Genomic DNA, 23,498 nt, shown 5'->3' with positions numbered 1-23,498 from the left:
CGTGCCTCCTCAAACACGACCCATCGCGAAACCCTTCGCGATGTAGTGACGCACGAACCAGATCACGATGGCCCCCGGCACGATGGTGAGCACGCCGGCCGCGGCCAGCGTCGCCCAGTCCATGCCCGATGCGCTCACGGTGCGCGTCATCGTCGCCACGATGGGCTTGGCGTTCACGCTGGTGAGCGTGCGCGCCAGCAGCAGCTCGACCCAGCTGAACATGAAGCAGAAGAACGCCGCCACGCCCACGCCGGCCTTGATGAGCGGCAGGAAGATCGTGAGGAAGAAGCGCGGGAACGAGTAGCCGTCGATGTAGGCCGTCTCGTCGATCTCGCGCGGAATGCCGCTCATGAAGCCTTCGAGGATCCACACCGCCAGCGGCACGTTGAACAGCAGGTGCGCAAGCGCCACGCCCAGGTGCGTGTCCATCAGCCCGACCGTGCTGTAGAGCTGGAAGAACGGCAGCAGGAACACCGCGGGCGGCGTCATGCGGTTGGTCAGCAGCCAGAAGAAGACGTGCTTGTCGCCCAGGAACGAATAGCGCGAGAAGGCGTACGCCGCCGGCAGCGCCACGGTGAGCGAGATCACCGTGTTGATCGCCACGTAGATCAGGCTGTTGATGTAGCCCGAGTACCACGACTCGTCGGTGAAGATGCGCGCGTAGTTCGCCCAGGTGAGCTGCTGCGGGAAGAACGAGAAGCTCGACAGGATCTCCTCGTTCGTCTTGAAGCTCATGTTGATCATCCAGTAGATGGGCAACAGCGCGAACAGGATGTACAGCACCAGAAAGATGCTGCGCTTGTGAAATCTCTTCTCGTTCATTTCTCCACCTCCGCTTCCTGCGTGCCGACCCGCTGCATCCAGTTGTAGAGCACGAAGCAAAGCAGCAGGATGATGAGGAAGTAGATCAGCGAGAACGCCGCCGCCGGCCCCAGGTCGAACTGGCCCACGGCCTTCTGCGTGAGGTACTGGCTCAGGAAGGTGGTGGCGTTGCCCGGCCCGCCGCCCGTCAGCACGAAGGGTTCGGTGTAGATCATGAAGCTGTCCATGAAGCGCAGCAGCACCGCGATCATGAGCACGCCGCGCATCTTGGGCAGCTGGATGTAGCGGAACACCGCGAACTTGCTCGCGCCGTCGATGCGCGCGGCCTGATAGTAGGCGTCGGGAATGGAGCGCAGGCCCGCGTAGCACAGCAGTGCCACCAGCGGCGTCCAGTGCCACACGTCCATCACCAGCACGGTGAGCCATGCGTCGGCGGCGCTGCCGGTGTAGTTGTAGTCGATGCCCAGCTTCTGCAGCGCATGGCCCAGCAGGCCGATGTCGGCGCGGCCGTAGATCTGCCAGATGGTGCCGACCACGTTCCAGGGAATCAGCAGCGACAGGGCAACCACCACCAGCACGGCGGAAGACTTCCAGCCCTTGGCCGGCATCGACAGCGCCAGGCCGATGCCCAGCGGAATCTCCACCAGCAGCACCGACAGCGAGAAGCCCAGCTGGCGCCACAGCGCCTGGTGCAGCTCGTCGTCGCGCATCACCGCGGCGAACCATTCGGTTCCCACGAACACGCGCCGCTCGGGCGAGATGATGTCCTGCACCGAGTAGTTGACCACCGTCATGAGCGGCACGATGGCCGAGAAGGCCACGCAGACCAGCACCGGCAGCACCAGCCACCATGCCTTCTGGTTGATCGGCTTGTTGGTAGCGTTCACTGCAATACCTCCGTGCTTTGCACTCCGGTGCGAGCTTGTTTGGGGCGGCCCGGCACTGCGCTCATGCGACCAGCTCCTCATCCTTGTAATAGCAGGTGTGCGTGTCGAGCACCCGCACCCACACCGTGTCTCCCAACGCCGGAGGGCGGTCGTCCGAATGCAGCCGCACCTTCAGCAGGCTGCCGCCGGCCTCCACCGTCAGCATCACGTGCGTGCCCACGTCCTGCACCTGCTTCACCACGGCAGGCACGGCGCCGGCCGCTCCCGCGTTCGACAGGCGCAGGTACTCGGGGCGGATGCCGATCTTCAGCGGACCGTGCGGCAGTTCGCGCGTGGGCACCAGCGGCGTGCCCGCCACTTCGATGGTGCCGTTGCCGCTTTGCGCCGACAGGAAGTTCATGCCCGGCGAGCCGATGAAATGCCCGACGAAGGTGTGGGCCGGCCGCTCGAAGAGCGCGTCGGCGCTGCCCACCTGCACGGCCTTGCCCCGCGTCATCACCACCACCTCTTCGGCGAAGGTGAGAGCCTCGACCTGGTCGTGCGTCACGTAGATCAGCGTGAGCTTCAGCTCGCGGTGGATCTGCTTGAGCTTGCGGCGCAGCTGCCATTTCAGGTGCGGATCGATCACGGTGAGCGGCTCGTCGAAGAGCACCGCCGACACGTCGCTGCGCACCAGCCCGCGACCGAGCGAGATCTTCTGCTTGGCGTCGGCAGCGAGGCCAGCCGCACGCTGGTTGAGCTGCCCGCTCATATCGAGCATCTCGGCGATCTCGCCGACGCGCTTCTTGATCTGGTCGGCCGGCATCTTGCGGTTGCGCAAAGGGAACGCGAGGTTCTCGGCCACGGTCATGGTGTCGTAGATCACCGGGAACTGGAACACCTGCGCGATGTTGCGTTCCTGCGGCGTGGCGCGCGTCACGTCGCGGCCGTCGAAGGTCACGGTGCCCTGCGAAGGCACGAGCAGGCCCGAGATGATGTTGAGCATGGTCGTCTTGCCGCAGCCCGAGGGGCCGAGCAAGGCGTACGCGCCGCCGTCGCGGAAGCTCATCTTCAACGGAAGCAGCGCGTAGTCGCTGTCCTGCGTGGGGTTCGGGCGGTAGGCGTGGGCGAGGTCGAGGTCGATGCGTGCCATGGCTAGTCTCCCTTGCGCCACGCGGGCGCCAGCGCCAGCTTTTCACTGGCATCGAACACATACGCCTGCGACGCGCTGAAATACAGCGTGAGCGAGGCTCCCAGCTCGAAGCGGTGCACGCCGGTGAGCTGCGCCACCAGCTCGCCTACGGCCGTCTCCACGTGCACGAAGGTGTCGGAGCCCGATATCTCGGCCAGCTCCACCTTGCCGGGCAGGGCGATGTCGCCCTCCCCTGCATCGACGTTCAGCGCGCTCGCACGCAGGCCCACGGTGACGGAGCCCGAGACGCTTTCGGGCAACGCCAGTGAGAGCGCGGGCCCGCCAGCCATCTGCACGCGGCCGGCGCTGGCGGTGCCGGCCAGCAGGTTCATCGGCGGATCGCTGAAGGCGCGCGCCACCCGCAGCGACTGCGGCGCATGGAAGACCTCGGCCGTGGGGCCGTACTGCAGCAGTTCGCCGGCATCCATCACCGCGGTGTAGCCGCCCAGCAGCAATGCTTCGCCGGGCTCGGTGGTCGCGTAGATCACGGTCGAATCGCCGGTGGCGAAGAGCTGCGTGAGCTCCTCGCGCAGGCCTTCGCGCAGCTTGTAGTCGAGGTTGACCAGCGGCTCGTCGAGCAGCATCAGCGGCGCGTTCTTGGCGAGCGCGCGCGCCAGGGCCACGCGCTGCTGCTGGCCGCCCGACAGCTCCTGCGGATAGCGGTCGAGGAACATGCCGATGTGCAGCTTGTCGGCCAGCGCCTTCACCCGCGCATCGATGTTCGATTCACCGCGCAGCTTGAGCGGCGAGGCGATGTTGTCCGCCACCTTGAGCGACGGGTAGTTGATGAACTGCTGGTAGACCATCGCGACGTTGCGTTCGCGCACCGGCATGCCGGTCACGTCCTTGCCGTCGACCAGCACCTTGCCCGTGGTGGGTGTGTCGAGCCCCGCCATCAGCCGCATCAGGCTGGTCTTGCCGGCCTGCGTGGCGCCCAGGAGCACGGTGACCGCGCCGCTCTTCGGCGCGATGCTCTGCTCGTAGAGCCATGTCTGCGCACCCACCTTCTTGGTGACGCGCTCGAGTGTCAATTGCATTGGCGCTCTTCCCCTTCTCTCGTCCCTGCGTCCGGCCCGGCTGTCGCCGGCACGGGCTTGTTGTCAATGTTGCTGTTGCTGCAGCCAGCGCGCGACCTGCTCGCGCTGCTCCGGCGTGTAGTGCAGCCCCAGCTTGGAGCGGCGCCAGAGCACGTCGTCGGCGCTCACGGCCCATTCGTTGTCCTGCAGGAAGCGCAGTTCGCGCTCGTGCAGGCCGGGCGCAACCTCGAGGCCCAGGTCTGCCATGGCCTTCGCGTCGCCCATCAGATCGGCAATGCGCGCACCGTAGGCCCGCGCGAGGCGGCGCGCGAGTTGGCTGCCGAGCCACGGATACCTTGCCTGCACGGCTTCGACGAAGCGCTCGAAATCCTCGTCGGGGCGCCTGGCGGGGCCGATCCAGGACGACAGGTCTCCGCCTGCGAGGAACGCGCCGTCGGTCCAGGCCGGGCGCTGTTGCGCAGACTGTCCCAGCATCCGCCCTACCTCGTCGGCGGCGTCCTCGGCCAGCTTGCGGAAGGTGGTGATCTTTCCGCCCCACACAGACAGCAGCGGCGCGGCCGCGGTGTTCGACTCCAGCATGTAGTCGCGCGTGACGGCGGAAGGGTCGCCCGAGTCGTCGTCCAGCAGCGGGCGCACACCCGAGTAGGTCCACACCACGTCCGAAGGCGCGATGGGCTTCTCGAAATAGCGGCTGGCCTGGGTGCAGAGGTACTCGACCTCCTCCTCGGCGATGCGCGCGGCGCCGGGGTCGTCGCCGGTGAGTTCGATGTCGGTGGTGCCGATCAGCGTGAACTCGTCCTGGTAGGGAATGGCGAAGATGATCCGCTTGTCGGGGTTCTGGAAGATGTAGGCGTGGTCGTGCTCGAAGAGGCGCGGCACCACGATGTGGCTGCCCTTCACGAGGCGCAGGCTCTTGGTGGCGAGCGCCTCGCCCTTGGCCGACCGGGCCACGCCGCGCAGGAAGGATTCGGCCCACGGCCCTGCGGCATTGACCACCGCGCGGGCACGCAGCGTGCGCTTGGTGCCGTCGGCGCCCAGCAGGGTGGCGGTCCAGCCGTCGGCGTCGCGCTGGGCATGCACGCAGCGGGTGCGCGTCAGCACTTCGGCGCCGCGCGCCTTCGCGTCGAGGGCGTTGAGCACCACCAGGCGGGCGTCGTCGACCCAGCCGTCGGAATAGATGAAGCCGCGCTTGTACTGCGCCTTCAGCGGCTTGCCGGCGGCATGCGCGCGCAGGTCGACGCTGCGCGAACCCGGCAATACCTCGCGGCGGGCGAGGTGGTCGTACATGAACAGGCCGATGCGGATCATCCAGGCCGGGCGCATCGACGGGTCGTGCGGCATCACGAAGCGCAGCGGCCACATGATGTGCGGCGCGCTCTTGAGCAGCACCTCGCGCTCCTGCAGCGCCTTGCGCACCAGAGAGAACTCGTAGTACTCGAGATAGCGCAGGCCGCCGTGGATCAGCTTGGTGGAGGAAGACGAGGTGTGCGAGGCGAGATCGTCCTTTTCGCACAGCACCACGCGCCAGCCGCGGCCGGCAAGGTCACGCGCGATGCCGCAGCCGTTGATGCCGCCGCCGACGATCAGAACGTCGCAGTCGGTGGCAGGCGCGGGCGAAGCGGAAGAAGAAGCGCTCACAGGAATTGGGTCCGTTGATGCGTGACTTTCGTCACTGACGGCGGCCATTGTATTTTCGAGTTTTTTCATTTGGATTCCTTTTGGCGCGATTTTCCTCCGAGTTTTCCCTTAGGTCGATTCGTTTTTGTTCGCTTTAAAGTGGCGCGCCGAGTACTCTTGGCCTCAGTCTTCCCGCTTTCCACGACGCCTCCGTGAACTCCAACCCCCGACAGATCAATCTCCTGGACACCGTGCGCGCGCGCGGTTCCGTCACCGTCGAGCAACTGGCCGACATGCTCGGCGTGACCCTGCAGACCGTGCGGCGCGACGTGCAGCGGCTGGCCGACGAGGGGCTGCTCACCCGGTTCCACGGCGGCGTGCGCGTGCCCAGCTCGACCACGGAGAACATCGGCTATCAGCAGCGCGAGACGCTGCACGCCGAAGGCAAGGCGCGCATCGCCCGCCGCGTGGCGCAGCTGGTGCCCAACGACTGCTCGCTGATCCTGAACATCGGCACCACCACGGAGGCCATCGCCAAGGCGCTGCTGCGCCATACGGGGCTGCGCGTGATCACCAACAACCTGAACGTGGCCACCATCCTCAGCGGCAACGCATCGTGCGAGGTGATCGTGGCGGGCGGCTCGGTGCGCCCGCGCGACCGCGCCGTGGTGGGAGAGGCCACCATCGACTTCATCCGCCAGTTCAAGGTCGACATCGCCCTCATCGGCGTGTCGAGCATCGAGGCCGACGGCTCGCTGCGCGACTTCGACCTGCGCGAGGTGAAGGTGGCGCAGACCATCATCGCGCAGGCGCGCGAAGTGTGGCTGGCCGCCGACGCCAGCAAGTTCAACCGGCCGGCGATGATCCAGTTGGGCACCCTCTCGCAGATCGACCGGCTCTTCACCGACGCCGAGCCGCCCGCGCCCTTCAGCGACCTGCTGAACGCCGCCCAGGTGCGCCTGGAGATCGCGCGCGACAACTGAAGACGAACAGAAGGAACAAGAACGAATGACGACCACCTACCTGCTCGCCCTCGACCAGGGCACCTCCAGCTCGCGCAGCATCGTTTTCGACCGCGAGGGGCACATCGTCGCCATTGCTCAGAAGGAGCTGACGCAGATCTATCCGCAGCCGGGCTGGGTCGAGCACGACCCGATGGAAATCTGGCGCAGCCAGCTCGCCACCGCGCGCGAAGTGCTCGTGAAGGCCAAGCTCAAGCCCACCGACATCCACGCCATCGGCATCACCAACCAGCGCGAGACCACCGTGCTGTGGAACCGCAGGACGGGCCAACCGGTGCACCACGCCATCGTCTGGCAGGACCGCCGCGCCGAGCCGCTGTGCGCGCAGCTGCGCGAAGAAGGCATGGCCGACACCATCCGCGAGAAGACCGGCCTCGTCATCGACGCCTACTTCTCCGGCACCAAGCTGCGCTGGCTGCTCGACAACGTGCCCGGCGCGCGCGAGCAGGCCGCGCGCGGCGAGCTCGCCTTCGGCACCGTCGACAGCTGGCTCATGTGGCAGCTCACCGGCGGCAAGGTGCATGTGACCGACGTGAGCAACGCCTCGCGCACCATGCTCTTCAACGTGCACACCAACGAGTGGGACGCCGACCTGCTGAGGGCGCTCGACATTCCCGCCTCGCTGATGCCGAAGGTGCAGCCCTCGAGCTCGCACTTCGCGGATACCGACGCAGCGCTGCTGGGCCACGCGCTGCCCATCGGCGGCGTGGCCGGCGACCAGCAGAGCGCCCTCTTCGGCCAGGCCTGCTTCGAGGCCGGCATGGCCAAGAACACTTATGGCACCGGCTGCTTCCTGCTGATGCACACCGGCGGCGAGTTCCAGCCCTCGCACAACGGCCTGCTCGTGACCAGCGCGGCGCAGACCGATGCGAAGCCCCAGTACGCCATGGAAGGCAGCGTGTTCGTCGGCGGCGCCGTGGTGCAGTGGCTGCGCGACGGCCTCAAGGCCATCAAGGGCAGCGCCGAGGTGCAGTCCCTCGCCGAGAGCGTGCCCGACGCGGGCGGAGTGATGATGGTGCCGGCCTTCACCGGCCTCGGCGCGCCCTACTGGGACGCCGAAGCTCGCGGCACGATCACCGGCCTCACGCGTGGAACCACCGTGGCGCACATCGCGCGCGCCGCGCTGGAGAGCATCGCCTACCAGAGCGCCGCGCTGCTGCAGGCCATGAGCCGCGACGCGGTGGCCGCCGGCGGCAAGCCCGTGGCCGAGCTGCGCGTGGACGGCGGCGCCAGCGTGAACGACCTGCTGATGCAGTTCCAGGCTGACCTGCTGGGCATTCCGGTAGTGCGGCCCGAAGTCATCGAGACCACCGCACTCGGCGCCGCGTACCTCGCCGGCCTTTCGACCGGCGTCTACACCGACGCACGACAGCTGTCGAAGCTGTGGAAGATCGAGCGGCGCTTCATGCCGACCATGGGCCGCGCGCAGGCCGAGGAATCGATGGCGCGCTGGGAGCGCGCCGTGCGCCAGGCCACGGCGACCTGAACCGCTCGCAGGGGCGCCCTCGCCCTACCAGCCCCAGACGAGGCTGCGTTGCACCCACCCGGTGGCGCCGCCTTCGTGCCGCACCTTGACCCAGTTGCCGCGCCGTTCGATGGTGCGCAGCACGTCGCCATAGCCCGCCCGCTTCACCACCGGGCTGCGCGCGCCGGGCGCGCGGCGAAGGTTGGCCGATTGCGCCTTCACCACGTAGTGCGGCGTCTTGTCGGTCATCGAACGGAAGACCCAGGCCTTGTCCCCCTCGAAGTCGCTGACGTGCAGCCAGGCGCCCTTCCTGCCGATCACGCGAAACGGATAGCCCCTGCTGACCGTCCAGTGCGTCTCGTAGCGCTGGCCGGGACCAGTTCGCATGTTCAGTGTCTTGACCGCCGCGCTGACCATCTGTGTCTGGGCGGCAGTCGCGGACGGCAGCAAAGCCACCCAGGAAAGAACGAAAGCGAGCAAAAGCGCGGGCAGCCGGCTGAATCTGAGCATGGAGCGGAAATTCCCTTCTGTGGATTGATGGAAAAGCCCGTCTGGGCACCAGAGGCCCGATAAGTTCCGCGGGGATATCCCTGAGCGCACCGGCCGGCCAAAGGGCCTCGCAGCCATCGGGGCACTGGAGGCCTCAGCGCAGGGCCCGGGGCAGAATGCGCGCGCCCTCCCCTCCCCCCGTTCCCCCGATTCGCCTCGCTGCGCCGCCTGCTTGACCACTCTGACCCCACAAGCTTCTCCGTCGCGCAACGCGCTGCTCGCCTGCGGCGTGGTCGGCGCGACGCTGCTGGCGCTCATCGCGCTGGGCCATGACGGCCGTCGCATCGCGCAGCTCGCGGTGCTCGCGCTGCCGATGGTGCTGTGGCTCGCGTGGCCATTGCGCAGCGCCCGCATGCGTCGCGTGCGCACGATGCTCGTGTGGCTCTGGGCGATGGGCTTCGCGATCGACGGCGCGGTGCGCGCCTACCTGCTCGACACCTACCAGGCCGCGCCCGACGGCGCGATGGTCCTCGGCGCAGCGGCCAACACCAACGCGCGCGAAGGCGCCGAATACCTGTGGATGCACTGGCGCTCGGCCGCCGTGTGGGGCGCGGTGCTGGTGGTGACGGGCGTGCTCGTGGGCATGTTCGCGCGGCGCGGTGCTGCGGCAGGCGCGGCCCCGTCGGCCCGGCCTTCGCGATGGATGGTGGCGCTGATCGCGCTGCTGCTCCTGCTCTCTTGCGTGGCCTACGCCAGCAAGCCCTGGCGCAGGCTGCATCCGGCGATCTTCTGGACCCAGTGGTTCGATTCCCTCCACACGCTGCGCTCCGCCTGGGCCGACCAGCAGAAGCAGCGCGACCGCCTGATGGCGCAGGCCAAGGCCATCGCGCCCGTCATCACGCAGTCCGGCCCCTCCACCGTGGTGCTGGTCATCACCGACAGCATCAACCGCGACAACATGGCCCTCTACGGCTACGGCCGCCCGACCACGCCACGCCTGCTCGCGCACAAGGCGCAGACCGGCGGCCAGATGGCGGTGCTGAAGAACGCATGGTCGGTGGACGCCAGCACCCTGCCCGCGCTGCGCAACATGTTCCACTTCGGCCTGCCCGAGGCCGAGAACCCGCCCCACGTGCTGGCACTCGCACGCGCCGCCGGCTACAAGGTCTGGTGGATCAGCAACCACGACGACCTCGCCATCGAACAGCAGCACGCACGCCTCGCCGACGTCGTCGACATGGTCAACCGCACCCCCGGCCGCGCGAGTGCGTCACTCGACGGCGAGATCCTCGATTGCGTGCAGGAAGCACTGGCCGACACCAGCACCGAGCGCAAGCTCATCGTCGTCCACCTGATGGGAGCGCACCCGCACTACAGCCTGCGCTTTCCCGCAAACGCCAATCCCTTCGACGACAACGTCGATGCGGTGGAGAACGGCCTGGTGAAGGACGGTCGCTCGGCCTGGGTGCGGCGCTTTCGGCAGGAGTACGACGCAGCGCTGCTGTATCACGACTTCGTGGTGTCGGAGCTGCTGCAGCAGACGCGTGCGCCGGGCAAGCCGGGCGAGTACCGGGCGTGGATGTATCTGTCGGACCACGGGCAGGAGGTCGGTCATGTGAGCGACCGCGCGGGGCATAGCCCGTCGACGGCCTCGGGCTACCGCATTCCGGCAGTGGTGTGGCGCAACGGGCAGCCGCTGCCGCAGGATGCGGCGCTGCAGCCGTTTCGCGCGGACTGGACGGGGTGGACCTTGATGGATCTGCTCAACATTCGGTGGAATGGGCAGCAGCCTGAGCGGGATGTGCTGGCGGAGTCCTATCGGTGGCAGGCGCCGGGGATTCCGGTGAAGGTCGAGTCGTTCTTCCGCTAGTTCTTGACGGTCGAACGACTGCGGAACGAACTCATCTTGCGATCAAGGGTTCAAGAGGCCGAGGAAGATTGCCACGCGCGGGTCATCTTCACCGGCATCTCCGCATGCTTGATCCGAGGCCCCAGGCGACTCAGTACTTCTTCGGCGACGAATGTCTGCGCATCCATGTTCTTGGGATCGGATCGCAACTCGACGAGTATCGAGCGCACCGGCTGCGCGGGCCCCGGGCCACTGGACGGGATGTAGATGAACAAGGGTGCCTGGCTCTTCACCATCGTCGGCGCCGGCGGCGCCCGGAACACGGGCACCGCACCTGCGGTTCGCTGCGTGTGGGGGTCATGGGCTGCAACGATTTGGTCGCCTTCGCGCTGCGGATGCAGCGCCACCCGACTGACTTCAACATCAGCCAACGGGCTCATCTGCCCAAAGACATCGTCGCCTGCAAGAACCGTGGTGTCGACCGAGCCTTCGACGATCTTGAACGCTGGCGCGCCAGCCTCTTTCGCGATCTGCGCGGTGCGATAGAGCACGAACGCATCGGCCCATCGCAAGGGCGTGCGTGACGAACCCGTGAAGCGCACCCGATACAGCTGGTCGGACAACTTGCTGCTTGCATAACCGAAGTTGTTTCCGCCCGCACCAGCCTCCCGGTATTGCGTTGGAGCGACACAGGCAGTCAATGCAACTGCTGCGACCAGCGTTGCAACCATCTTCGTGGACATGAGTTTTCTCCCTGAATACTGAGCAGTTGATCTGTTGCGATGTGATTCAGAAGCTTGCATTGAGATTGAAGCCAAGCGTGACCTTCGCAGTGCGATAGCCCTCTGGCTTGCTGATCGGCGCGCCAACGAAGAAGTCATAGCTCAGCTTGGTCCACTGGCCGCGCACGCCGATGACGGCCCCGGCCAGGCTGCGGCCGAGCAGGTCGACCGTCGAGCGGCCACCGACGTGGCCATAGTCGGCACCGACGTACAACTCCGCCCCGCTTTGACCCACGGCCCATCCGATGTCGTTGCGGATGAGCCAGCCGCGCTCGCCCATCAGGCTCGTCTCGCCGTCGAAACCGCGCACCGTGTAGCGGCCGCCGATGGCGAAGCGGTCCTGCGGCGTCAGCGGCGTGCGATTCCATTGGGCGCGGATCAGGCCGGAGTAGCGCAGCTTCTGCACATTGCCACCGACATTGAGCTTGAACGGCGCGTTGAGGCTGATGTCGGCGGTGTAGAGCTTCAGCCGCGACGTGCCTTCGCCGAACTCCTCTTCCGGCGCGGTGCGCGAGCCGAAGCCGCCGGTGCCGCGCTTGTAGGCCAGCGTGCCTTCGAATGTCGCCTCGCCGATGTACTCCTTGTGATTGAGGCTGAGCTCCCAGCCGCCGACCACGCGGTGCTGCACCTCGACCTCGGTGTCGTCGACGAAGTTGCGTGACTCGCGCCGCCAGCCCTTGATCGCCACCGTTGTCTTGCGGCTCTGGTCGCGGTAGACGAGGCGCGAGAGCTTGACCTCGGCGTTGTTGCTCTTGCCGGCGTAGACGTAGTCCTGGTTCAGGCCGGCCACGCTCTGGTGGTACTGGCTGTTGGAGGCCGTGAGGCCAAGCAGCCAGTAGCCGTACGGCAGCGAGTAGTGAACGGTCTGGCCTTCGGTGCCCTTGGCCGGGTCGCCGAAGAGGTGATTGTTGATGTTGTGGTTGGCGCTGACGTAGAACAGGTCGTTCAGGCCGAAGGGGTTGTCCAGGGACAGCGTGGCGCCGGCCTGGTAGCGGCCGGTGGCTTCGGTGCCGCTGTCGTCCAGGCTCAGGGTGACTCGCCACTTCTTGGATTGGACGTACTTGACGACGAGGTCGCTGTCGCCGGGTTTGGCGTTGGGCGCGGTCGAAGGCTCGATCTGGATGTCGGCCTCGGCGGTAGGTGCGCGCTTGAGGTTCTCCAAGCCTTGTTCAATGTCGCGCAGATTCAGGAGATCGCCGGGACGCGCGGGAATGGCTGCGGTCAACAAGGCAGAGTTGCCGAGCAGCGTGGACGAAGAATTAGGTGTTGTCCGAATGGCTGCGATGCGGCCAGGCACTAGCGAGAGGGTCAGCGTGCCGGTCGACAAGTCTTGCGGCGCGGCTAATACACGGGTGGTGACGAAGCCGCGTGCGATGACAGCTTGCTGCGCACGAGCGAGCACGACGTTGACGCCGGCCGTGCCGAGGCATCGGCCGACCGGAGAATCATTGCCTTCGGGGCCAGACAGATCAGCAACGGCCCACTGGAAGGGTTCGGACTGCTCGCCCACCAGCAGCACGCGCTCAACGCGAAAACACGGGGACTCCGCCTCAGGAATGCGCTGTGCTGGCGCTGCCGGCGCAGCCTGCGGGCGCTGGTCGACGGTGCGTTCGTTCTGCTCACGCCGGGCACGCTCACGCTCTTGCTGGCGTTGCTGCTCGATAAAGGGCTGCGGTGTGCTCGGTATTTGGGCCAGAGCCCACAGGGGATTGCCCAGCAGGGCTCCGGCCAGCATGGCACGCGTAGTTCTCACTCTCAATCTCGCTCCCTCGGGATCTTTTTCTGTACACAGCGCCGGCGCTCGTGCTCTGCTACTCCGACCCGAGCATCTGTCGTGCACGCTGCGATTGAAATGTCAGAAACGGCCGGTGTCTTTGGGGTTGTGCACGACCTGGATCAGCACATCAGGCGTGTAGGCCTTCGTACGGGAGATCTCGGCGATCTCTCCGCCCGCGGCGCCCGCAAAAACCAGTACGCCCTGTCCCTTGTAGGCGAGATAGTGGCGCCACCGGTCCGTGCCGTTGTACGTAGGGATCCAGGCCTTACCAGTGTTGTTCACCGTCTCGGCATCCGGCTTGCCCATGATCTTGACGGCCTGCGCGTAGGTCATCCCGGTACGAAGCTGAGCGATCGTGGTGCCTGGCACAGGTTGGCCGACGACAGTGCGCTCTTCGTCTTCTTCTGCTGCCACCAACGCTCGGCGGGTCGGTTCATATAGAGGCGCGGTTCGACAGGCCGCCAGCGCAATACATGCCATTGCGACCGCGAAGATTCTTTGATGCTTCATTGGTTTTCCTCCTTCAGTTTCATTCTTCGGTGCGCCGGTACGCTGCGTGTACTGTGCCCTCGCCATTCACTCTGTATTTCTTTTTTGGCATATCAATCGCCCGAGTTCGTGCCCTTGGATTCCAAGCTAATTTGTCGGGGGCTTCTCGTCGAAGCTTCGCAGAAAATTCACAAAGATCGGAGTTCCAATCACTACTCCGAGCAATGAAGAGATTGCTTGGCCAATCAAACTTTGTAGATAAATGGCGGAAGGAGTTCCAGCATCAACATAGACCTTCTCTCCAGACATGACTGTAGTGCCCGCCGGAATGTCGAGCGAGAAAATCAAATACGCTGCTATGGATGCAATTGCGGAAATGGTGATCGATAGATAGATGCTCCAGTACGTCCCTTTTTTTGAAAGAACGAAAAGAGCGTAAACAGCAAGCCACCAAAACGGTGCTCCGAAATAAAATGACAACAGAATTGCATCAAAATTAAATAGCATCCATCCCCAGCTAGAGCTGCCTAGGTACACTAAAAAGTGAATCGGCAGCAAAAGAACTGGTGCAAAGCGAATCAGTTTCATTGGTTCTTTCTTGCGAGGTAGTCTCTGATTTTTCCGTCTGTATATTTCCCCCAAATCCACTGTGCGGCGGCGCCGCTATTAATTTGGGGCAGAAGACCCTCGCCATATCCACGCGTAACGATAACGATAGCATCCCCTTGCTGCTCGACGCTCCTGATAACAACGCCAGGGTCCAAAAGATGCATTCCCGTGATAGTCGTATTTGTGATCGTGTAGTTTCCAACCCAATGAACCACTTCACCCACACCCAAGGCAAAAGATTGATCGCCCGTGCTGATCCCCGCTTGCCGATCTGGAGTCAAAAAACGCGGAGGTGCAGGATAAAGGCGCAGAGCTTCAAAGACACCATCCATCGTACATCCTGCCTGCCCGACAGTGCAGGCTACGGACTTTACTGTGTAGTCATGAAATCCGGGAAGCAACGAGTTTCCAGATTGATATCCATTCAGGTCGCTTGAGAAATGCGTAGTTGCATCATAGGTGGTCATGCCGTTAAGGTAATTTTTCCAAACCCCTTGACAAAATGAAGTCATATTTTCCACGCACTGTGCAAGCAAATCGTCAGAGCGTTTGTCTTTGAACGCGAGTGCATTCATTTTTTCTTTCTCTGCGTCTGAACAGTTCAGCCGGCACTTTTCAACCAGACTGTCCAGGAGCCCTCGTTCTGGTTTGCTTAGCCAGTTGTTTTCTGCCGCGTTCGCCCCCGCTGCGGCGGAGATATAGCTCGCGCTCGCGCTCCCTCCTACCAGCGCACCGACGACTCCGCTCATGAGGTTGGCGGCCTCGAGTGTCTGCTCAGTTAGCGCTGGGTCGGCCGTGGGGTTTACCGCCTTGGCGGTCAATTCCCCCACCACTGCCCCAACGGCGCCAGCCGCACATCCGGCACCGCTGCCGCCGCCGGCTTCCGCTGAAGCTCGACCCGCGCCCACAACACAACCAAGGATGGCGTGTGCAACCTGCTGGCTATACACGTTCAGTGTGTTCCTGTTCGTCAAGCCCGCAATCGCGTTCGCCCCCTGCGCCGCAACGGTGTTCAGGAGCGCAGTCGCGATGGCCGTACCTAGTTCGTTCTCCAAGCTCGTGCCGTTGATTGCACTGCGCACCACCGCGCTTGCTGTGCCATTGATTAACTGGCGCTCCAACTGGTCTGTGAACAGCGCCTTGCCATTCGTTGCCGTCCGGAGGTTGTCAGGCAGTACCCCTTCGACGCTCAATCCTTCGATGGCACCCGCCGTGACCATTGCGGTGAGGATGTTCTTGACGCTCTGGCTGCTGCCCAACTCTTTGAAGACCTTCCCGAGGTCCCCATCGTTGTTGACGAAGGAGACTGTCGCCTGGCTTGCAATCGCGGTGATACCAGCCTGCATCGCTGCCGAAGCGATAGTGGTCGTCGTCGCGGACAGCCCCATTGCACCGGCGATGCCGGTCCCCGTTGACGTAGCGGTGCCAGCTGTTCCCGCCGCAGCCGAGCCGGCTCCCGCGGTCGCCACCCCCACCACCACGCTCACTATGGCTGCCGCTACCGGCCCCATGGTGGTCTGGCTCTGCGCCCACTTCTTGTGCTCCTCCTGCACCCGCTGCCACTCGACGCTGTTGGCGAGAGCCGGATCGGAAGTCAGCTGATTGACCCATGCCATGCCGGGCTGCTTGGCCAGCTCGGAAAGACTGGCGTTCTGCCCCAGTTGCGCCGTCACCCCGCCACTGGCCTTGATGCTCGTGTTCAGTGCATTGAAGAGGTTGTACTGGCTGGTCTCGTCCGTATGGCCCGCGCTCTTTGCTGACACCCAGGCGCCATCGCCATCGGTTTCCGAACCGCTGAAGGCGCTGGTGGTCTTTTGCGTGAGCAAGTTGAGCTTGCCACCCGCGTCGATGCTCAGGTTTTCTGCATTGGCCTCGATGGCGCTGAGCGTCATGTCGCCACCGCTCTTGAGCTGGATGTCCTTGCCCGTGAGCGTGGTGCGCGCCAGCGAGGTTTCTTGGCTGTCGGCATTCGAGCTGGAATGACTCAGGCCATCCTTCTGCGCATCCGTCGTGGAAGCTGAGGCCGAGTTCTCTCCTGCGGCCAAGGTGAGCTTGTCGCCCGCGCTGAGCTTGAGCGTCTCCCCTGCGTTCACCGTCACAGCGACGCCCGTGAGATTGCGTCCGGCGCCGATACCCACATTGCCCGCGCCGCTGATCGTGGTTCCGATTACCTTGCTTGTCTCATCCTTGCGCGTGTTGTCGGAACTCCAGCGAATGTCATCCGTGCGACTGGTCGTCACGGGACCCAGATTCACGTCACGCCCCGCAACGATCGTTGCATCTCCCGCGCTCTTGATCTCGGCGCCGATCAGATTGGCGTCGCGCACCGCTACAACGTTGAGACTTCCCCCCGGGTTCGTGACGTACAGCCCCGCCACCCGGTCCAGCGTCGTGGCGCTGAGGTTCACACCGCTGTCGGCGCTCGAACGCGCCAGCGGCCCCGTGTCGCTCTTCGAATCGCGGGTGGTCGTCACGACGTTGATGTCGCGCCCCGCGATGGCTGTCAGGCTCTTGCTCGCATCGATCTGTGCGCCGACGACATTGATATCGGTCCTGGCGGACACCGTGACATCCTCGCCGGTGATACGCCCCGCGAGGTTGTTGATGTTGTCTGCCGAGAGCGAGACCGCGTGGCGCCCGGCAATCGTGCCTCCCGCGTTCGTGAGGTCGCCCGAGAAGCGCATGTCCACACTGCCGCCCGAGAGCACCGCGCCGGAGCCGTCGATGTCGCCCGGCTTCACGCGCACATAGACCTGTGGCACCAGCACGCGCTGCGTGCTGCCGTCGGGCAAGGTCACCGTCTGCTCGACCAGCCAGACGATGTCGCTGGTCAGTTGTGCCATCTGCGCGGCCGTCAGCGCCACGCCCACGCGCAGTCCGTACTGCTGCGCGAAGGCCGCGCCGGCATTCATGAGAGCCGAGTACTGGGCGTCGTCGCTGGTGAACCCATCCAGGTAGCGGTAGCCGGTCAACTGGGCCACCTGCTCGCGGATCAGGCGCCCCTCGTAGAAGCCGTCGCCCAACCGCTTGAGGGTGTTGTTCGGATCGAGTCCGAGGTTGTTCAGCAGGTAGTCACTGGACAGCCAGTTGCGGTAGTTGGCGAACCGTGGATCGGTTTCGATGAGGTAGCGGCTTGACGGATCGGCCAGCGTCCTGAACAGGCTCGCGCTGGGAATCGAGACGTTCGGTACGCTGGTGCGCACGACCGTGGCGCCGGAGGTGCCTGCCGTGTTGCCGGGGCCGCTGTTCGATGGCACCTGGACGATGGGGTTCACGATTGCGCTGCCGGCCACACCGCCAGCCGCTTTGGGGCCAGTGCCGGTCTGCCCCACCGACAAGGCCCCCGTACCCGGGTTGCCCACAGCAACCGCGACATTGCCCTCCTGGCGCGCTGCGGCTAGCGTGACCGTGGAGTTGGTCGTCAGGTTGTATGGCGCGATCTGGTAGACGCGCACATCGTCGCCGGAGTGCGCTTCGACATAGCTGTGCGAAACCGTGCCGGTCTGCACAGTGGGGGCGTCGACAGTCAGCCCCTTGTTGACGATGGTGCCGCCCGTGACCGTCAGCGCGCCACCAGCCAGGATTTGGCTCATGTCGTTGACGCCGCTGCCCACCGCGATGTTCATCGCGCCGCCGGCGATGATCTTGCCCGGCGCGGAGCTTTGCAGGACTGGCATGGACGGGGTGACGCTGTAGACGTAGGCGTCGTAAGTCGACGCCATGCGTCCGGGCTCGTACTCGGTGCCCGTGAGCGACGTATATCCAGCGATGGTGTGGATGAACTTCAGCGTGGCCTTGTCCAGCGCGGCGTGGGCCTGGCGATAGTCCTGCCACTGGTCGTACTCGGCCTGGGTGACCGGGTGGTCGAAGGGGATCCACTGGTCGTGGTTGGTTTCGTCGAGGACCATGACACCGGCCTGGCCCACGGTCATGTCCGGGTACTTGCGGCCAATGAAATCCATGGGCAAGTCCACGCCAGGCGGCGTGACGCCGAAAGTCGCCCAGATCGGGTCGGTGCGCGAGTACCAGGCGCCAGCAACGTTGGTGGTGTCGCACGCGGTACCTTCGCCGCCGCCGCACGTCTGGTAGCTCCGGTCTTGGCTGCTGGCCGGGCTTTGCATGTAGTAGGCGCGGAACTGGGCCAGCGGGTAGTCCGGCGAGGGCACCAGCAATCTGGCGTAGGGGTCACTGCCCGCCGTCAGAGGATTGGCTGCGCTTGCGGCATTCCAACTGTTCCAGCCGGTGTCGGGGAACTGCTGAAGCCCACCGAAGCTGATGAGCACTTCTTCGGCCTTGTAGCGGGTGGTGCTGCCTGGAAGCGTGTATTCGACGACCTGCTTGCTCTCGCCTGACTGCAGAGTCCAGGTGACGCCGCCGTTGGTGTTGTTGAGCGTGGTGGTCTTGATGTCGATGTCGCCGGTGGCCTCGATGGTTGCGGCACGGTTGTTGATGCTTGTTGCCGTGCCAGTGGCATGGCCGAGCGCATCGAGGCTGCGACCGATGGAGAGCTTGCCGTCGCTGAAGATGAGGGCGCCGTCCTCGTTGTTGAGGGTGCCAGCACCGATGTCCAGGCGCGCTCGCGCGGCGATGGTGGCGGCGCTGGTACTGCCGTTGGCGGTCTCGGCCTGATTGTTGAGCGTGTCGACCGCAATGGAGACCTGATCGCCGTAGATGCGACCGGTGCCGATGTTGGTCAGCGTGTCTGCATCGATGCGGGTCACGGTGCCATCGATGACGCCGCGATTGGTGATGGTGCCGCTGGCGCTCAGATGAGTGGTGGAGCCCTGGATGTCACCCGATGCTGCGTTGTCGATGTTGGAGGCTGACAGCGCCAGAGCGTTGCCGGCAGCGATCCGGCCGCTGTTGGAGAGGTTGCCGCTGGTAGCGATGCCCAGATCGTGATTGGCGATAGTCTCGCTGCCTGAGTCCAGCACGATGTTCTGCGTAGCCGCAACGTGCAGGTCGCCCTGGGAGAGCAGCTTGCCGCTGCTGGTAAGCGAAGCCGCATCCACCGTGAGCGACTTGCCGGCAAGCATGGTGCCGCCAGAGTTGGATACGTTCAGAGTCTTCGTGGCCGGATTTGCGGCATTGGGATCGACGACGCTGACGGTATCGCCTGCGGAGATCAGGCCACCGGTACCGTTCTCGACGAGAGCCGCACTCGTCAGAGTGGTGTTCACGTCGGCACGTATGGCTCCAGACGTATTCTTGACGGTCGCAGCCGTGATGGAGACGTTCTGGCCCTCGATGCCCTGGTCGGCGCCGGAGGTGGCTGTGTTGTCGAAGCTTGCAGCGCGCACCGTGGTCTTGGCGCCCGAACGGATCAGTCCGCCCGTGTTCTTCGCAGCACCGGCTCCGGCATCGATCAGCAAGTCGCCCGCCGCCAACGTTTGGCCATCCTTGTTGTCGTAGGCGGCGCCTTGGGTGTTGATGGACAGGGTCGATTGACTCAACACCACCCCTGCATCGCTGCTGACGAACTTGCCGTTGACGAATTCTCCGGTGTTGGCGCTCAGCGCATTCTTCGAGCCGATGAAGCCGGCTCTGTTGTCGGTGTTACCACTCTTCAGCTTGAGCGTGTCGCCGCTGACGATGCCACCCAGGCCGTTCGCGTAGCCTGCGGCATTCGTATTGACCAATGCGCCGCCATGCGTGTCGATGACCATCGCGCCGCCTGAGTGGATCAGGCCCGCGTCGTTCAAGATCGCGCCGGAATTCACGTCGACGTTGCCGCTTGCGCTCAGAGTTCCTCGCGTATTGACAAGCGCACCGCCGTGCGTGTCGATGGCAAGACTGCTACCGCTGGCTTTGCCGCCCGTGTTGGTCAGACCACCGTTCGCGAGGACGACAGCGCCCGAAGCCAGCAGACTACCTGAGGTGTTGTCAGTCGCGCCGGTGGTCTCGACGTGAAGGTCTCCTGCCACCGCGGCAATCGTTCCGGATGCGTTGCTCAGGCTCGCGGCATTGACAAGGGTGCCACTGTTGGAGCCCAGCGTGCCTCCGATGTTCGACAACGCACTGGCTGCCGTGATGCTCAACGTGCCGGGGGTTGTGACCGTCGCACTATTGGTGTTGACGTCGCCCTGCGTGGCTGTGATGACTACGTTGCCACCGTTGGTCTTACTGGCCGAGAGATCGACACTTGCACCTTGGAGCGTTGCGTTACCTGCGGCCAGATGGGTGCCGTTATCAACTAGCGTACCGGTGGAGGCAACGCGTAGATCGCCGGCGCTGCCCAGCATGCCGTCGCTCTTGATGCCGGCACCGAGTACGCTCGCCTTGCTGCTCTGCACGCTCGCGGCCGTAATCGTTGCGTTCCGACCGGATGTGATGTTGCCGTCGTTGACGAGAGTGCCGGCGACGGCCACGCTGACGTCGTTCTCGCCGCGCAGCGTGCCGGCATTCGTGAGCATTCCTGCCTGGACTCCCAGGTCGGTGGTCGCTTTGATCGAACCGCCTCCGCCGCTGACAAGTTGGCCTGTCGACGTGACCCGCACGCCGGCCTGGGCCGATTGGATGTTGCCCTTTGTGTTTTCCAGCGAACCGGTATTGAGCGTCAGGTCCTGATTGGAAGCCAGGGTGCCGGAGGTGTTGACGGTAGTTCCGGTGACGCTGGCTGCAAGTGCCCCTGCAGCAGAGACGTTGCCGCGCAGGTTGTTGGCCGAACCGCCGACGGTGAGGTTTGCATTGCTGTCACTGGTCAGCACGCCGTCCTGGTTGTTCAGGTCGCCGGAGGTAGTGATGTCCAGGCTGCCGGTGCGCAGGGTGCCGGATGAGTTGTCGAAACTGCCCAGATTGGCAGTGAAGGCCCCGGACACATTGATGGTCCCGCCCTGGTTGGAAAAGGTGGGCTGGCTGAGTGCCAGACTCGCCACGCTCAGGGTTCCGCCGTTGTTCAGCAGGTTCGACGTCTGCAGCGTGATCGGGCCACCTGCGTAGACCTTGCCGCTATCGTTGCGGAATGCTCCCGCGCCATTGATGCTGCCCGGTTCGATCGGCGTTGCGGCGGGTGCCGAGGTACCTCCGGTGGTAGTTCCACCTGTCGATGTCGTGGTGCCGGTCGAGCCGCTCGAGCCCGTGCCTCCGGTGGTGCCTGTGCCAGGGTTGCCGCCGTCACTGCCACCCGTTGTCGGCGTCGAAGTGGGCGGAGGCGGAGGCTCGCTGCCGATCCATCCGCCCTGGGTATTGCTGATCGTCGGTGCCGACAGCGACAGCGACGCCATGCTGGTCTGGCGGATCGTGCCCTGGTTCACGATGTCGCCGCCCATGCTGGCAAGCTGCACGCTCTGGCCTTCGAGTGTGCCGGTGTTCTCCAGGCGGCCAGAAGCCGTGACGACGAGGCTGCCGGCGCTCGCGCCGATGTTCCCGGCGTTGCGCACGCCCAGGCCCTGCTCGGTTCCCAGGAGCACGATCTTTCCGGCGTACATGCCGCCGAGCGCAGCCACGTCCAACGCGAAGGTCGGTGCTGCGCCGGTGCCCGTCGTGGGCGTGATCTGCACGTGGTCGGCGCTGATCTGGTTCGCACCGGTCACCACCTTGAGATCCGTGGCGTAGATCGCCGCGTTGAGCTGCACGGCACGAGCGAGGACGGCGGCGTAGTCGGTCTTGCTGGCATCGAGGCCCGCGCCGTCGATAGTGACGGTGCCGCCACGAACAAGGAAACTGTCGAGACCGCCGACGGCGTTGAACTGCGGCGTACCGGTGGTGAGCGTGGCACGGCTGGCATTGATGAAGCCGCCGCCATCCACACTGATGCCCGCCGGGTTCGCAATGATCACTTCAGCGCGCTGGCCACCCACTTCGACGTAGCCGCGAAGCTGGCTGGGCGTTCCGCCGTTGACCTCATTGAGGATGATGCGTGCCGGCCCCGATGCGAGGAACGGGTTGCCTTGAACGAACCCACCAAGCTGGGTCTGCACGTTCACCCGACTGTTGTTCAGGATGGCGCCGTTCGAACCGACGCTGAACTGGTTGTAGACGTTGCGCGAGACGCCTGCAGCGGAAGGCGTCTGGATATTGACCAGCGGCACGCCATTGGGCGCTGTCAGCACGGTCGGGCGGAGATTACCGGGAACGTTGGGAGCGCCGACGATCTGGGCATGTGCCGCCCCTGCGATAAGTGCCCCTGCGACGGCTGCAGCACCTGCGACGGTAGTAGCTCTACTCGCTCCCTTGCCAGTGCTCGCGGCCGTTTCCTGGACCGCCATGCGCAGTCCTCTCGCCGCGTTGAAGACCACGCGGTGCAAGTGCCGATTCATCGCTTTTACGCTCCCTCATAGTTGTCAATCTGCAGCCACATCTGTGACCAAATGAAAACTGCGGAGCGCGATTATGAAAGAGCGGCGCTTGCTTTCAAGGAATTAATACATGCTTTTCAACGACAGAATTTGCCCAACTCCGTCGAATTAATCCTTATTTATTAAAATCCTACTAACCGGGATCAACCCGTCAACAATTGTCAAAAATTCGCATCAAGCTAGGCAGGCTTCCCCCCGGAAAAGGATGAAGCCTTCCATTCCCAATCAATGCGCCGGAACCAGAAAATCCTGGCTGATCCGAACCCCCAGCTCATTCACCCGATCGAGGAATTGCGTGAGATACGCATGCAGCCCCGTCGCCAGGATTTCGTCGACACGCGCATATTGCAGATCGGCCAGGAGCTTCCCGGCGCGGCGCTGAGTTTCAGCGCTCTGCTCGTTCTGAACCTTCGCAAGGTTGTTGACCACCTCGACCAGGCTCGCATGCAGCGAGCGCGGCATGTCGGCGCGAAGAATGAGCAGTTCGGCCACGCGCTCCGGCTTGATCACGTCGCGGTACACCTTGCGGTAGACCTCGAAGGCCGAGACGCTGCGCAGGATCGCGCTCCAGTGATAGAAGTCGTACTCCTGGTCTTCCTCGGTGGCGGCGCCGAAGAACTCGCTGTTGAGCGCGTGGAACTTCACATCGACCAGGCGCGCTGTGTTGTCCGCACGTTCCAGGAATGTGCCCAGGCGCGAGAAGTAGAAGGCCTCGTCCTGCAGCATGGTGCCCAGCGTGACACCGCGCGACAGGTGCGAGCGGAACTTGACCCACTCGAAGAACTGGCCGGGGTCGCGCTCGAAGTCGCCCGAGCGCAGCATGCGGTTGACTTCGAGCCAGGTGGTGTTCTGCGTTTCCCAGGCTTCGGTGGTGAGCGCGCCGCGCACGGCACGTGCGTTCTCGCGAGCGGCCTTGAGGCAGGAGACGATGGACGAGGCGTTGCTCTCGTCCTTGACCATGAACTCCATCACCTCCTTGGGCGCGATCTGGTCGTACTTCTGGTTGTACCAGGGCAGCAGTTCGCTGATGGAGAGCACGCCCTGCCAGCCATACTTGGCGACTTCGGCGGACTGCGGCAGGAGCGAGGTCTGGTAGTTGACGTCCAGCATGCGCGCCGTGTTCTCGGCGCGCTCGGTGTAGCGGGACATCCAATAGAGGTGGTCTGCGGTGCGGGACAGCATCGT

At 64.6% G+C, this 23,498-nt stretch carries 15 protein-coding genes; 3 read left to right on the top strand and 12 right to left on the bottom strand.

Annotation, left to right across the window (positions count from 1 at the left end; genetic code table 11):
* Window positions 1-9 precede the first annotated feature (9 nt).
* The 5 genes from G369_RS0121205 to glpD form a co-directional block, all read right to left on the bottom strand.
* Window positions 10-822 carry a carbohydrate ABC transporter permease gene (locus G369_RS0121205; protein ID WP_019656045.1) on the bottom strand — a complete coding sequence of 271 codons (813 nt, stop codon included), beginning with the start codon at window positions 820-822 and terminating at the stop codon, window positions 10-12.
* A complete protein-coding gene (locus G369_RS0121200) occupies window positions 819-1,709 on the bottom strand; it encodes a carbohydrate ABC transporter permease (protein ID WP_019656044.1) in 891 nt (296 codons plus the stop codon). Before G369_RS0121200 ends, G369_RS0121205 begins: the two co-directional genes overlap by 4 nt.
* Window positions 1,710-1,770: 61 nt before the next feature.
* Window positions 1,771-2,841 (bottom strand): ABC transporter ATP-binding protein, encoded by a 1,071-nt coding sequence (locus tag G369_RS0121195; RefSeq protein ID WP_019656043.1) that lies wholly within the window; start codon window positions 2,839-2,841, stop codon window positions 1,771-1,773.
* A 2-nt stretch (window positions 2,842-2,843) separates the two neighbouring features.
* Window positions 2,844-3,917 (bottom strand): ABC transporter ATP-binding protein, encoded by a 1,074-nt coding sequence (locus G369_RS0121190; RefSeq protein WP_019656042.1) that lies wholly within the window; start codon window positions 3,915-3,917, stop codon window positions 2,844-2,846.
* A 63-nt stretch (window positions 3,918-3,980) separates the two neighbouring features.
* Window positions 3,981-5,624 (bottom strand): glycerol-3-phosphate dehydrogenase, encoded by a 1,644-nt coding sequence (glpD, locus tag G369_RS0121185; RefSeq protein ID WP_019656041.1) that lies wholly within the window; start codon window positions 5,622-5,624, stop codon window positions 3,981-3,983.
* Window positions 5,625-5,746: 122 nt separating this feature from the next.
* On the opposite strand from glpD, the gene G369_RS0121180 reads away from it, so the two are divergent.
* Window positions 5,747-6,517, top strand: coding sequence for a DeoR/GlpR family DNA-binding transcription regulator (locus tag G369_RS0121180; RefSeq protein ID WP_019656040.1), 771 nt, complete (start codon window positions 5,747-5,749; stop codon window positions 6,515-6,517).
* Window positions 6,518-6,542: 25 nt separating this feature from the next.
* Entirely contained in the window at window positions 6,543-8,042 is a 1,500-nt protein-coding gene (gene glpK, locus G369_RS0121175) for a glycerol kinase GlpK (protein WP_019656039.1), read from the top strand.
* A 24-nt stretch (window positions 8,043-8,066) separates the two neighbouring features.
* Here the strand turns inward: glpK and G369_RS0121170 are convergent, their stop codons facing one another.
* Window positions 8,067-8,438: an SH3 domain-containing protein gene (locus G369_RS0121170; protein WP_279615608.1), complete on the bottom strand. Its 372-nt coding sequence runs from the start codon at window positions 8,436-8,438 to the stop codon at window positions 8,067-8,069.
* Window positions 8,439-8,742: 304 nt separating this feature from the next.
* On the opposite strand from G369_RS0121170, the gene G369_RS0121165 reads away from it, so the two are divergent.
* On the top strand, window positions 8,743-10,380 hold the full coding sequence (locus tag G369_RS0121165; RefSeq protein WP_019656037.1) for a phosphoethanolamine transferase: 1,638 nt from the start codon (window positions 8,743-8,745) through the stop codon (window positions 10,378-10,380).
* Window positions 10,381-10,430: 50 nt separating this feature from the next.
* Here the strand turns inward: G369_RS0121165 and G369_RS0121160 are convergent, their stop codons facing one another.
* The 6 genes from G369_RS0121160 to G369_RS0121140 form a co-directional block, all read right to left on the bottom strand.
* Complete coding sequence (locus tag G369_RS0121160; RefSeq protein ID WP_132751522.1) at window positions 10,431-11,102, bottom strand: CC0125/CC1285 family lipoprotein; 672 nt, start codon at window positions 11,100-11,102, stop codon at window positions 10,431-10,433.
* Window positions 11,103-11,148: 46 nt separating this feature from the next.
* Entirely contained in the window at window positions 11,149-12,876 is a 1,728-nt protein-coding gene (locus G369_RS0121155) for a ShlB/FhaC/HecB family hemolysin secretion/activation protein (protein ID WP_019656035.1), read from the bottom strand.
* 120 nt (window positions 12,877-12,996) lie between these two features.
* On the bottom strand, window positions 12,997-13,428 hold the full coding sequence (locus tag G369_RS38655; protein WP_157773747.1) for a hypothetical protein: 432 nt from the start codon (window positions 13,426-13,428) through the stop codon (window positions 12,997-12,999).
* 126 nt (window positions 13,429-13,554) lie between these two features.
* On the bottom strand, window positions 13,555-13,995 hold the full coding sequence (locus G369_RS38650; RefSeq protein WP_157773746.1) for a hypothetical protein: 441 nt from the start codon (window positions 13,993-13,995) through the stop codon (window positions 13,555-13,557).
* Window positions 13,992-22,274: a two-partner secretion domain-containing protein gene (locus G369_RS37160; protein WP_080647876.1), complete on the bottom strand. Its 8,283-nt coding sequence runs from the start codon at window positions 22,272-22,274 to the stop codon at window positions 13,992-13,994. Before G369_RS37160 ends, G369_RS38650 begins: the two co-directional genes overlap by 4 nt.
* 264 nt (window positions 22,275-22,538) lie before the next feature.
* On the bottom strand, window positions 22,539-23,495 hold the full coding sequence (locus G369_RS0121140) for an alpha-E domain-containing protein (RefSeq protein ID WP_019656032.1): 957 nt from the start codon (window positions 23,493-23,495) through the stop codon (window positions 22,539-22,541).
* Between the last annotated feature and the right edge of the window lie 3 nt (window positions 23,496-23,498).

Source organism: Variovorax atrisoli 110B, assembly GCF_000382045.1.
Taxonomy (GTDB): domain Bacteria; phylum Pseudomonadota; class Gammaproteobacteria; order Burkholderiales; family Burkholderiaceae_C; genus Variovorax; species Variovorax atrisoli.
This window is presented reverse-complemented; position numbering and strand designations above follow the sequence as displayed.

Excerpts from the sequence above, each read along its gene's own strand:
- G369_RS0121170 (WP_279615608.1), bottom strand. The coding sequence starts at position 8,438 with ATGGTCAGCGCGGCGGTCAAGACACTGAACATGCGAACTGGTCCCGGC.
- G369_RS0121160 (WP_132751522.1), bottom strand. The coding sequence starts at position 11,102 with ATGTCCACGAAGATGGTTGCAACGCTGGTCGCAGCAGTTGCATTGACT.
- glpD (WP_019656041.1), bottom strand. The coding sequence starts at position 5,624 with ATGAAAAAACTCGAAAATACAATGGCCGCCGTCAGTGACGAAAGTCAC.
- glpK (WP_019656039.1), top strand. The coding sequence starts at position 6,543 with ATGACGACCACCTACCTGCTCGCCCTCGACCAGGGCACCTCCAGCTCG.
- G369_RS0121195 (WP_019656043.1), bottom strand. The coding sequence starts at position 2,841 with ATGGCACGCATCGACCTCGACCTCGCCCACGCCTACCGCCCGAACCCC.
- G369_RS0121140 (WP_019656032.1), bottom strand. The coding sequence starts at position 23,495 with ATGCTGTCCCGCACCGCAGACCACCTCTATTGGATGTCCCGCTACACC.
- G369_RS37160 (WP_080647876.1), bottom strand. The coding sequence starts at position 22,274 with ATGAATCGGCACTTGCACCGCGTGGTCTTCAACGCGGCGAGAGGACTG.
- G369_RS0121155 (WP_019656035.1), bottom strand. The coding sequence starts at position 12,876 with ATGCTGGCCGGAGCCCTGCTGGGCAATCCCCTGTGGGCTCTGGCCCAA.
- G369_RS38655 (WP_157773747.1), bottom strand. The coding sequence starts at position 13,428 with ATGAAGCATCAAAGAATCTTCGCGGTCGCAATGGCATGTATTGCGCTG.
- G369_RS38650 (WP_157773746.1), bottom strand. The coding sequence starts at position 13,995 with ATGAAACTGATTCGCTTTGCACCAGTTCTTTTGCTGCCGATTCACTTT.
- G369_RS0121205 (WP_019656045.1), bottom strand. The coding sequence starts at position 822 with ATGAACGAGAAGAGATTTCACAAGCGCAGCATCTTTCTGGTGCTGTAC.
- G369_RS0121190 (WP_019656042.1), bottom strand. The coding sequence starts at position 3,917 with ATGCAATTGACACTCGAGCGCGTCACCAAGAAGGTGGGTGCGCAGACA.